The following is an 11803-nucleotide window of genomic DNA, read 5'->3' as shown; positions in this document are numbered from 1 at the left end:
GCCGCCCGAATCGACGGTTCCTCAGATTCGAACAAGATCGTGCCGGCCATGGCATTGGCTTCCGGTCAGCCCTCGGGCGTGCTGGGCATGGACGTCAGCGCATGGCAGAAGCTCACCCCGTCCGACTGGAGCGCCGCATACGCGAACGGCGCACGTTTCGCTTACGTCAAGGCGACGGAGTCCACTGACTATGTGAGCAGTCAGTTCAGTGAGCAGTACGGCGACTCCCTGTCAGCGGGCCTCTTCCACGGCGCATATCACTTCGCGACCCCCGATACCTCGTCCGGCGCGGCGCAAGCGAACTATTTCGTCTCCAACGGCGGCGGGTGGACACCGGACGGCCACACTCTCCCACCGCTGCTCGACATCGAGTACAACCCCTACGGTTCCGAGTGTTACGGCTTGAGCCAGGCCGACATGGTTGCGTGGATCTCGAGCTTCTCGAGTACAGTCCTCTCACGAACCGGGCGCCTCCCCGCTATCTACTCCACGACGGACTGGTGGAGAACCTGCACGGGCGACTCGACAGGATTCTCGGCCAATCCGTTGTTCATCGCGAGCTGGCCGAGCAATGTTGCGGGCGGCCCTGGGACACTCCCGCGTGGATGGCCATCGTTCACCTTCTGGCAGTACGCGGACTCCGGGGTGTTTCCCGGCGATCAAGACGAGTTCAACGGGAACATCTCCCAGCTCCAAGTCACGGCGACGACTCAAAGCGCATGGCGACCGTCTCCGGTCGTGGCGACGGGGGATTTGAATGGTGATGGTCGTCCGGATCTTCTGGCGACGAAGCCGGATGGGACTCTGTGGTTCTACCCGGGGAACGGGAAGACAACCGCACCATTCGGCCCCGGTCAGAAAATCGGCCTGAGCGGATGGAACATGTTCAGCCAGATAGTCGCACCCGGAGACCTCAACGGAGACGGCAAACCCGACCTGCTGGGCATTACACCCACCGGGCAGCTGTACTTCTACGCCGGAACCGGGACAACCGGCAAGACCGGCAGCGGATACGACATCTCCGGCCTGGCACCCAGCATCAACGTCGACTGGGGATGGAACATGTTCACCCAGGTGATCGGTGCAGGCGACCTCAACGGAGACGGGAAACCCGACATCCTCGGAATCACCCCCAGCGGAAACCTCTACTTCTACTCCGGCACTGGCACCGCCGGCAGCACAGCACGACCGTCCGGACTCAACCCCGGACAAAACGTCGACTTCGGCTGGAACATGTTCACCCAGGTCGTGGCATCAGGCGACCTCAACGGAGACGGGAAACCCGACATCCTCGGAATCACCCCCAGCGGAAACCTCTACTACTACTCCGGCACCGGCACCGCCGGCAGCACAGCACGACCGTCCGGACTCAACTTCGGAAAAGACGTCGACTTCGGCTGGAACATATTCACATATGTGATCGGGGCGGGTGACATCTCGGGAGATCACATTCCCGATGTTCTCGGAATTACCCCGTCAGGCGATTTGTATTCGTATCTCGGAACTGGGACGGCCGGGCAGCCCGCCATCTCTTCGGGGCTTCATCCTGGCACCGTGCTCGACACGACAGGATGGAACGCATTCACCACCACCCTTGCACCAGGTGACGTGAATGGAGACGGGAAGCCCGATCTCATCGGAGTCACGCCGGAAGGGCATCTCGATCTATACGCCGGGACAGGATCAACCGCCTCCTCGGGAAACGCAGCAGCCCTTGGCCTGAAGCCACCCGTCGATGTCGACTTCGGATGGAACGTCTTCAACCACATTGTGGCGACGGGGGATTTGAATGGTGATGGTCGTCCGGATCTTCTGGCGACGAAGCCGGATGGGACTCTGTGGTTCTACCCGGGGAACGGGAAGACAACCGCACCATTCGGCCCCGGTCAGAAAATCGGCCTGAGCGGATGGAACATGTTCAGCCAGATAGTCGCACCCGGAGACCTCAACGGAGACGGCAAACCCGACCTGCTGGGCATTACACCCACCGGGCAGCTGTACTTCTACGCCGGAACCGGGACAACCGGCAAGACCGGCAGCGGATACGACATCTCCGGCCTGGCACCCAGCATCAACGTCGACTGGGGATGGAACATGTTCACCCAGGTGATCGGTGCAGGCGACCTCAACGGAGACGGGAAACCCGACATCCTCGGAATCACCCCCAGCGGAAACCTCTACTTCTACTCCGGCACTGGCACCGCCGGCAGCACAGCACGACCGTCCGGACTCAACCCCGGACAAAACGTCGACTTCGGCTGGAACATGTTCACCCAGGTCGTGGCATCAGGCGACCTCAACGGAGACGGGAAACCCGACATCCTCGGAATCACCCCCAGCGGAAACCTCTACTACTACTCCGGCACCGGCACCGCCGGCAGCACAGCACGACCGTCCGGACTCAACTTCGGAAAAGACGTCGACTTCGGCTGGAACATATTTGGATAGGAGACGGCGAGGATTCGCCCGCCCAAGTTGATTGTCAGCTACGCAGCCGTCTTGAGGCGAAGATCCAGTATTTGAACACGAAATAGTTCCACAACGTCGTCATGCCGGTGGCTACGATCTTCGCTCCGGCCCATGTCAACGGCGTCTTGGCGCCGAGCGACACGATCACGGAGGTCGCAACAGTGTTGAAGGCCAGCAGGATGACATACCGCACCAGTGTCTTGCCATGCGGCGTATTCGAATCGAACGAATACGTCCGCTGGGCGATGTAGTTGAAGATCACGCTAAGGAGGAAGGCCACCGCTGTGGCGATCCAGGTCTGCCAATGGAAGACCTCCTCGAACAACGCGAGCAGCCCGAAGTCGATCACAAAGCTCAAGCCACCGACGACCAGGTATCGGACGATGGCACGATTCTGAAGGAGAAGCCGCGAGTCGATGATCCGCTGGCGAACTCGCCGCAGACTCGACGTGCCGCGCGCTGGGACCGATCCACCCGATGCCGCGTTGGCATCTGCAGACGTGGCGCCAGGCGAGATGTTACCTCCGGAGGAGGCACTCGCAGCATCCGGATCGCGATCGCTCAAGGTTAGTTCTCCGTGTAAATAGGGCTGCGACTGGAGCAGACGCATCGCAGGTCACGGCGGCCGGCCCCACGCAAGCGTAAGCGTAGGCGCTGAAACGGTCACCGTGCGAACTCCGAGATCGGTCGGCTGGGGCTGCCCACCGCTCATGGCATTGCACCTGAATCTGCAGCGATCTCTGTGGGATTCCCCCAACCGATCCCCCCAACCCCCACCAAGTACAGTGAACAGGTGACCGACATCTCCACCCCCGACGCCGACGGTGCCGCCGAGGCCCTGAACGACGCCGCGCCCGACACGTCCACCGCCGGCAAGATTGCCGATCTCAAGGTCCGGTACCACGAGGCGGTTACCGCCAGCGGGCTGGCCGCCATCGAGAAGCAGCACGCCAAGGGCAAGCTGACGGCGCGCGAGCGCATCGAGTTGCTGCTCGATCCTGGGTCGTTCGTCGAGCTCGACGAGTTCGTCCGCCACCGCACTCACGCGTTCGGCATGGAGAACAAGCGTCCGTACGGCGACGCCGTGGTCACCGGGCTCGGCACCATCCATGGCCGCAATGTTGCCGTGTTCAGCCAGGACTTCACCATCTTCGGCGGCTCGCTCGGCGAGGTCGCGGGCGAGAAGATCATCAAGGTCATGGACCACGCGCTGAAGACGGGTGTGCCGATGATCGGCATCCTGGACTCCGGTGGGGCGCGCATCCAGGAGGGTGTGGTCGCCCTCGGCAAGTACGGCGAGATCTTCCGGCGCAATACCCAGGCATCCGGTGTCATCCCGCAGATCTCCATCGTGATGGGTCCGGCCGCCGGCGGCGCCGTGTACTCCCCCGCGCTCACCGACTTCGTGATCATGGTCGACAAGTCGAGCCACATGTTCGTCACCGGTCCGGATGTCATCAAGACCGTCACCGGCGAAGACGTCGGCTTCGAAGAGCTCGGTGGCGCGCTCACGCACAACAAGATCTCCGGTGTGAGCCACTATCTGGCATCGGATGAGCAGGATGCCCTCGACTACGCCCGCGCGCTGCTCAGCTTCCTGCCCGACAACAACATGACCGATGCGCCCGTCTACGATGCGGAGGCGGAGCTGGAGATCACGGATGCCGACCGCCGGCTCAACGAGATCATCCCCGACTCCCCGAACCAGCCGTACGACGTGACGACGATCATCGAGCACATCGTCGACGACAGCGACTTCCTCGAGGTGCAGCCGCTGTTCGCGCCGAACATCGTGATCGGATTCGCTCGCGTCGAGGGCCGGTCGGTCGGCATCATCGCGAACCAGCCGAACGCGATGGCCGGAACGCTGAACATCGATGCGGGTGAGAAGGCGGCGCGGTTCGTGCGCTTCTGCGATTCGTTCTCGATCCCGATCCTCACACTCGTCGACGTGCCCGGCTATCTGCCCGGCACCGACCAGGAGTGGACGGGCGTCATCCGACGCGGGGCGAAGCTGCTGTACGCGTACGCGGAGGCCACCGTTCCGCTCGTCACGGTCATCACGCGGAAGGCGTACGGCGGTGCGTACATCGTGATGGGATCGAAGCAACTCGGCGCCGACATCAACCTCGCCTGGCCGACGGCCGAGATCGCGGTCATGGGCGGCCAGGGGGCGGTGAACATCCTGTACCGCGGCGAGATCAGGCGTGCGGAGGAGGCGGGCGAAGATGTCGCCGCCGTACGTACGAAGCTGGCGAACGAGTACACGTACAACGTCGCATCCCCGTTCCTTGCTGCGGAGCGCGGGGAGCTCGACGGAGTCATCGAGCCGGCTGCGACACGTGTTTCCGTCATCAAGGCGTTGCGCGCCCTGCGCTCCAAGCGGGCGACGCAGCCGCCGAAGAAGCACGGCAACATCCCGCTGTGACCACCAAGGACTGAGAGGAACAGCCATGGCGAGGCACAGCATGCATACCGAGGTGGACGCCTCGCAGATCGTGTTCCGCACCGGCGGACTGTCTGAGACGGAGATCGCCGCTGCAACTGCGGTGCTCACGGCGGCGTTGCGTGAACAGTCCGCGCGCGAGTCACCGGAAGCGGATGCCGCGAGCACGGCCTGGCAGCGCGACCAGCGGAACCTGCGCGCGCCTCTGGTGCGGGGTGACGGCGCCTGGCGGGCGTGGCGCTGACGCCAGGCGGCTTGAACCCCGATTTGTACCCCGTTTTGAGGCTCGGAGGACAAAACACCCTGGATTACGCGGGAAAACTGTCCCCCGATTGTCCCCCAAAATGACGACTTTCCCTCTTGCGCGAACCCCATCATTATTGATGTTGCTAGGTGTCTCTCATCTGAGATTCACCGCCATTCATTCGCCGACTAGGGTAAGCGGGCGAGTGTTTTGGGGGCGAGTCGGGGCGATATTCGGGTTGTCGCCCCGACTCGGGGCTTCCGGAGGGCGTCGGTCATTAGACCGGCGCCCTCCGATGCATTTGCGGCACCACAACGCCACCACGCGGTGCGAACCGATCGCAATCGCTGCCAGCTCCCCCGCATACCGGTTTCCATGGCAGAAACGGTGGGATGCCCCGGTGATCAGCAAGATCGGTCATCGAGACGCGACCTCGCTGGGAGTCGGTCCAGAAGCGAACCCTCACAGTGCATTGGCCGCCGGTATCGATGGCTGCCGTGGGATCTCCAGCCACAGTTCCACCTCGTCGTCGGCTCCCTCGGATTCGGCGGCGGCAGCGTCGACGGCGTCCCGGGGTCCGACGGATCCATCGGCATCGGTCGGCAGGTGCGCTCCAGAACGAAGGCCGACGACGGTCACGGCGACCGCGGATCCGCTCTCCACGGTGCGCACGATGAACTTGTCCGCATCTGAGTGCTCGAGCGCTGCGGCGAGTCGGGCGTGGATGCGTCCGAGATCCGCCTCATCCAGTCCGTCGAGTCCGCCGTCGTCCAGCAGCACTACCGCCGCCCCGCGCCGCCGCGCGGCGAGGATCCGCTCGCGCACGCTGTCGTCGAGCAGCGCGCGCCCACGGATCTCGTCCCGCATGCCCGCTTCGAGCAGGAGGCATTCCGCTCGTTCCTCGTCGGTGAGCATCCCACCACTCTCCGCGATGCGGATCAGGAGCGGAGCAGCTCGGCGGTAGGTCTCATCGAGGCGGCGCTGCCGCTCGATCACGTGCGCCTCCTGCTCCGCATGCCACTCGACGACCTGGCGTTCCGCACGGGAGAACCGCGACGCATCCCGCGCCATCGAGCCGAGCGCGCGCGTCACGACGGCCGCGGCTGCCACCCACACGACGCTTCCGATCACCCCGTAGCTGCCCAGAGCCACCACGCCGGCGAACGCGAGGGTGTGTGCAACGAGAAACGCGATGCCGAGCCAGGCGAACACGCTCCGGCGACGCACGATGACGATGGTCATCAGGGTGCCGATCGCCGCCACGTACCACGTTGCATATCCGTTCTCCCGCGATTGATCGAGCTGGCTCGCCACGAGCACGGGCACGGCCAGAGACACCGCAAGGTCGAATGCGGCGATCCATACCGCGAGCGCGACGCGGCGCGTGTCGGCGAGCGAGAGCGCCGTGGCGGCGATGTAGAGCGCGATGGCCACGATGACCGGCGCGGGATGGTGGTACACGCCCATCGACGTGATCGCGAGCACGACGTGGTACAGCGAGAACACTGCAGCAAGGACGACGAGGACGCCGCGGGAGACGGTGATCATCCGGCGTCCTCCTCGGACGGCCACCACCGCAACCGCACCGTGGTGCCCTTGCCCGGCGTGGAGTCGATTGATGCCTCGCCCCCGGCGAGAGCGACCCGCTCACGGATCGAGACCTCGAGACCGAGCCGCTCGGGAGGTATCAGTCCGATGTCGAATCCGGTGCCGTCGTCGGTGACGACGACGAGGACACCGCCGACGTCGGTCGGCTCGACTTGGAGGGTGCGTCGCACCAGCACCCCGCCCGCGTGCTGGGCGCTGTTCACCATGGCCTGGACTGTCGCCGAGTACAGCGCCTCTGCAACGCTGACGGGGATGAGGGCATCGGTGCGGATGCGCGGAACGATCGAGAACGGCACGGTGAACGACCGGGCGGCCGAGATGATCCGGTCCCGCAGCCTGCTGATCGGGATGGCGTCGAGCGCGCGGCCGGGACGCGCGAGCGGCGCGGAGGTGTCGAGGTGGCCGAGGGCGTCCTCAGCCATGGAGGAGGCGATCGCCATCGCCTCCGGCGTGCGGGCATGGGCCGCCGACAACAGCGTGGTGAGCACACTGTCGTGCACGATGGCATCCACTTCGACCCGCTCCGCGGCCAGGGCGTGCGCCCGGACCGCCACCTCGTAGCGCTCGAGCGCCGCCGTCTGGCTCCCGTCCACCCTGCTGGCGGCCTGCCGCAGCATCGTCATGATCGCCAGCAGCAGCGTGGCGAAGATGACGGCGTAAAGGGAGTCGAGCACGGCGATCCGCATAGCATCCGGGCCGGCCGTGAAGGCGAGCACGAAGCCGTAGAGAACCGGCACGAGAAGCGTGTAGATCGCCGCCCACACGAACGACATGGCCACGGCGGCGCAGGCGGTCGCCACGGTGAGCAGGTTCCACAACCACGGGCGTGTTCCGGTGAAGTAGTCGGGATCGGTGATGCCGCATTCCCAGAAGGCGAGTGCGACCACGTATGCGAGGCAGAAGATGAGGGCGGATGTTCGCACGGTGCGTCCGGCGATCGAGGCGACGCCAAGCCAGGCGAGCGACGCGAAGAGCACGCCGGCGACCAAGGTCGTATAGACGGGATCGACGTGTCTCGACTGGGTGATGATCGCGGGAATGACCTGTATCCCGAACACCCAGCTGAAGCCGGCGACGGCGCGCGCGGCGAGCCGCTCGACCCGGGCTCTGGTCAGCGGGCTCGCCGTCGCCGCCGACGGAAGGGCCGGGGCCGACGGATCAGCGCTTGCCATCCGAAACGCCAGGGAATCCCGGGCCGTCCGGTGCGAGGCCCGGCAGGATGCCGTCCTCCACTGCGCGCCGCAGCAGGTCCACCTTCGTCGGCGCAGGACGTCCCACCTCGACGTACTTCGTGCGGACGCGGTCGAGGTATTCGCGGGCCGTGGAGTGGGCGACACCGAGTTGTTCGGCAACGGCCTTCAGGGGCAGACCGGATGCATAGAGGTGCAGGACATCCCGCTCGCGGCGTCCGAGCTGCGCCTTGGCGAATTCGCTGTCCGCATCGATGGCGCTCGCCCATTCGAGGTTGTTCAGCACCTCGCCTGCGGCCACCGACTTGATGGCGGCGATGAGCGTCGTGGTCGGCGCGGACTTCGGGATCACCCCTGCTGCACCCGCCGCGAGCGCCTCTCGAACATTGGCGACCTGATCGGCGATGCTGTGCACGAGCACCCCTGCACCCGTGGCCTGCACGCGCTTCACGTTCTCGGTGATGCTGGATCCGTCTCCGAGCGAGAGGTCCAGAACGACGACGTCGCATCCGGTGTCGGGGAGCTCCTCGAGCACCGCGTTCACCGTGGCACCCGTGGCGACGACCTCGTAGCCCGCGTCGTGACATGCGGTCCGCAGTCCGAGGCGCACAGACTCGTGATCGTCGACGATCCCCACCCGCACCATGGACTCAGCTTATTGGTACGCCCGTCCCCGGCGGGCGTACGGCCGTCGTTGGAGCAGGTCCTTCGGGGTCAGTCAGCTCGCGTGAGCGAGGCCACGACTTCCACGTGGTGAGTGTGCGGGAAGAGGTCGAAGGCGTGGGACCGGCGCAGGATGTAGCCCCGCTCGCGCAGCCACTTGAGGTCGCGGGCGAACGCCACGGGATCGCACGCGACATACACGAGCTGGCCCGGGCGGAGCTCGGTCAGCTTCTCGATCACCTCGCGGCCGGCCCCGCTCCGAGGCGGGTCGAGCACGACCGTGGCCGCGGCCAGGCGAGCCCGCTCACCGGCCGTCGACCGCGTGCTCAGCTCCCGCAGATAGTCCTCAACGCGCGCCGTCACGGTCTGCGCACCGAGCCAGTCGGCGAGGTTGGCGGCGGCGTGATCGGTGGTGTGCTCGTCCGATTCGACGCTCGTGATCCTGGTCGTGGGTCCGAAGCGGTCTCCGATGGCCGCTGCCAGCAGGCCGACGCCTCCGTACAGGTCGAGGTTGTACGCCCGCGGGTCGAAGAGCGAGTCGTCCACGGCATCCTGCACTGCTGCGGTCAACACCTCTGGGGCCTTGCGGTGCACCTGCCAGAATCCGGTCGCGGCCAGCGCGAACCGGCGGTCACCGACGCGCTCGTGGATGATCCGCGGCGGCTGATGCGTCGAGCCGGTGGCATCCCGTCTGATCACCGAGACGAAGCCCTCGCTGGTGACCGTCACGTCGATCGACCCCGGCCGGGACTGCGTCTCACCGAGCGGAACGGCGCGCTCGACGGCGTCGATGGCCAGCGGCAGATCCGCGACGGGCACCACGCGATGGGATCGGGCGGCATACGGACCGAGGTTGCCAGCATCGTCGATCTGAAGCTTCGCGCGGCTGCGCCAGCGGATGCCGTCCCGCTCCTCGTCGCCGGGCGCCGGCTCCACGATCGGCGCGTCCTCGACGCCTGCCATGCGGCTGAACGCGTCCGCGATGACGCGGTGCTTGAGCTCGCGCTGGAACGGCAGCTCGATGTGGCCGAACTCGGCCCCTCCCGCGCGATCAGCCGGGTCCCGCTCGACGGATGCCGCCGACCACACATGCTCGCGCCGGTGTTCGGACGGCTCGAGCACCCGTACCGTCTCCGCGCGCCAGAACCGGTCGTGCCGCGTGTCGGACACTCGCGCCACGACACGCTCCCCCGGCAGCGTGTCGCTGACGAAGACGACCCTGCCCTCGTGCCGTGCGACGAACACTCCGCCGTGCGCGACACCTGTGACCTCCAGTTCGAGGTCGACCGGGTCCGCAACCACCGCGGGGGCAGCGTTCCGCGGACGACTCTGGCGTGTGCGGGCCCCCGAACGATCGACGGAGGCGCTGGATGCGGGGCGGCGGCGAGCGGGGCGAGGCATCCTTCGATGCTCCCATACCCGGGTCGGGAGTTGCCGGGGAGCGCTGCCGGCCCGCATATGCCGCGCGAGGCATCCGTCTGCCCCGGGCGCTCCTGCGAGTCCCTTCACCGGTTACCAACCGGTCGCCCACCACGCGCTCAGGCGCCCTTCGTACCTTCTACTTCTGCGATGTGCGTGAACGGTGCGAGGGGACCGCGTGACCTATTACAAGAACGGCAAACCGCTCGATCCCAAGAAGATCGCCCGGATCAACCGGGCCAGGGAGCGGCAGAACACGGGAAACGACGGATCGAGACCTGCTCCTTCGGCTGAACCGTCGGCTCAGCGACGGAGTGGGACGCCATCCGATTCGGGACAGCCCGCCGGACGGTCGTCCTCACGCTCGCCGTCACCGGCTGCACGTCCCTCAGACCCGTACGAGCTCCTGGAGCCGTATCGCGAGCCGAAGCGCGGACGCGCGTCGGCGACGCCTCCGGCCGCTCCGCCAGATCCCGCGACTGCTCGCAAGCGGAAGTTCCGGCGTCGACGCATCATCGCGGGCATCGCAGCGGCCGTGGTCCTGGTGGTGGTCGGCGCGGGCATCATCGTCTTCACGCAGTACCAGCAGTTGTCGTCCGGTATCCACCGCACGAGCCTTGGACCCGCGCAGAACACGGCAGAGACCAACATCCTGGTGATGGGCCTCGACAGCCGGCTCGATGAGAACGGCAACCCGCTGCCGGCCGATGTCTACAACGCCCTGCACGCCGGAACATCGGATGACGGCGGATACAACTCCAACGTGCTCATGCTGCTGCACATCCCTGCCGGCGGCGGCCATCCGGTCGGCATCTCCATTCCACGCGACGACTGGGTGAGCCTGCCAGGATCGCCCGACGGCGTCTCCATGGGCAAGATCAAGCAGGCCTACGGCTATCAGCTCGACGCCACGCTCACGCACCTCGTGAACACCCAGCCGAACCTCTCGCACGCTGATGCCTATCAGCAGGCCCGCTCGGCGGCTCGCGTCGAGGAGGTGAACACGGTCTCGCAGTTCCTGAACGTGAAGATCAACCACTTCGTCGAGGTGACGATGGGCGCGTTCTACCAGCTTGCCGAGGCGGTGCAGCCGATCCAGGTGTGCCTGAACGCTGCCACGGCCGACAGCTACTCCGGCGCGGACTTCACCAAAGGGCTCCAGGAGATCAACGCCGCGCAAGCCGTGGCCTTCGTCCGCCAACGACGTGACACGACGACCTCCGACGTCAACCTCACCGACCTCGACCGGGAGCGGCGCCAGCAGGCGTTCATCATCTCGCTCGCCAACAAGCTCCAGCACCAGAATCTCTTCGACGACTTCACCGTGATGGAGAAGATGCTCGGAACGGTCAAGAACGACATCGCCGTCGACTCGAACCTCGATCTGCTCAGCCTCGCCTCCGATGCCAAGCGGTTCGGCGGAGGCGGAGTGAGCTTCGAGACGCTGCCGATCTCATCCTTCGGCTACGAGGACGGCCAGGACGTCAACCTCGTCGATCTCGACCAGGTGCGTGCCACCACCGCGCAGCTGATCGCGGCATCGGATGCATCGTCCACCGCGACCGCGCATCCTTCAGCATCGACGGGGTCGGGTTCGGGCTCCGGCTCGTCGGGCACGGGTTCGTCGGGGTCTTCGGGAAGCGGCTCATCCGGATCCGGGTCGTCCGGCTCCGGATCGGCGCCCTCGAACACGTTCGGCACGGGCGGAGTCATGTCGTCGTCGTCGATCCCCTGTGTGAACTGAGGTCGGAGCCGGGACGAAGA

At 65.9% G+C, this 11803-nt stretch carries 9 protein-coding genes; 4 read left to right on the top strand and 5 right to left on the bottom strand.

Annotation, left to right across the window (positions count from 1 at the left end; genetic code table 11):
* Window positions 1-48 precede the first annotated feature (48 nt).
* Window positions 49-2448: an FG-GAP-like repeat-containing protein gene (locus HII28_RS14305; protein ID WP_240977991.1), complete on the top strand. Its 2400-nt coding sequence runs from the start codon at window positions 49-51 to the stop codon at window positions 2446-2448.
* A gap of 34 nt (window positions 2449-2482) precedes the next feature.
* On the opposite strand, the gene HII28_RS14300 is transcribed toward HII28_RS14305, so the two are convergent.
* Window positions 2483-3034 carry a GtrA family protein gene (locus HII28_RS14300; RefSeq protein WP_170026292.1) on the bottom strand — a complete coding sequence of 184 codons (552 nt, stop codon included), beginning with the start codon at window positions 3032-3034 and terminating at the stop codon, window positions 2483-2485.
* A 273-nt stretch (window positions 3035-3307) separates the two neighbouring features.
* On the opposite strand from HII28_RS14300, the gene HII28_RS14295 reads away from it, so the two are divergent.
* Window positions 3308-4897, top strand: a complete 1590-nt coding sequence (locus HII28_RS14295) for an acyl-CoA carboxylase subunit beta (RefSeq protein ID WP_170026852.1) — start codon at window positions 3308-3310, stop codon at window positions 4895-4897.
* A gap of 25 nt (window positions 4898-4922) precedes the next feature.
* Window positions 4923-5159 (top strand): acyl-CoA carboxylase epsilon subunit, encoded by a 237-nt coding sequence (locus HII28_RS14290; RefSeq protein WP_205864944.1) that lies wholly within the window; start codon window positions 4923-4925, stop codon window positions 5157-5159.
* A 462-nt stretch (window positions 5160-5621) separates the two neighbouring features.
* Here HII28_RS14290 and HII28_RS14285 read toward each other — a convergent pair whose 3' ends face one another.
* The 4 genes from HII28_RS14285 to HII28_RS14270 all read right to left on the bottom strand — a co-directional run bounded on the left by HII28_RS14285 (window position 5622) and on the right by HII28_RS14270 (window position 9922).
* Window positions 5622-6707 carry a hypothetical protein gene (locus tag HII28_RS14285; RefSeq protein ID WP_170026290.1) on the bottom strand — a complete coding sequence of 362 codons (1086 nt, stop codon included), beginning with the start codon at window positions 6705-6707 and terminating at the stop codon, window positions 5622-5624.
* Window positions 6704-7939 (bottom strand): ATP-binding protein, encoded by a 1236-nt coding sequence (locus HII28_RS14280; RefSeq protein WP_170026288.1) that lies wholly within the window; start codon window positions 7937-7939, stop codon window positions 6704-6706. Before HII28_RS14280 ends, HII28_RS14285 begins: the two co-directional genes overlap by 4 nt.
* On the bottom strand, window positions 7926-8603 hold the full coding sequence (locus HII28_RS14275) for a response regulator transcription factor (protein WP_170026286.1): 678 nt from the start codon (window positions 8601-8603) through the stop codon (window positions 7926-7928). Before HII28_RS14275 ends, HII28_RS14280 begins: the two co-directional genes overlap by 14 nt.
* 68 nt (window positions 8604-8671) lie before the next feature.
* Window positions 8672-9922, bottom strand: coding sequence for a TRAM domain-containing protein (locus HII28_RS14270; protein ID WP_346769342.1), 1251 nt, complete (start codon window positions 9920-9922; stop codon window positions 8672-8674).
* Between the two features lie 295 nt (window positions 9923-10217).
* Here HII28_RS14270 and HII28_RS20325 point away from each other — a divergent pair, with 295 nt between their 5' ends.
* On the top strand, window positions 10218-11783 hold the full coding sequence (locus HII28_RS20325; RefSeq protein WP_170026282.1) for an LCP family protein: 1566 nt from the start codon (window positions 10218-10220) through the stop codon (window positions 11781-11783).
* Window positions 11784-11803: the final 20 nt, after the last annotated feature.

The sequence above is a fragment of the Planctomonas sp. JC2975 genome, assembly GCF_012985205.1.
Lineage (GTDB): Bacteria > Actinomycetota > Actinomycetes > Actinomycetales > Microbacteriaceae > Humibacter.
The sequence above is the reverse complement of the archived record's forward strand: the minus strand, read 5'-3'. Positions and strand labels throughout refer to the sequence as shown.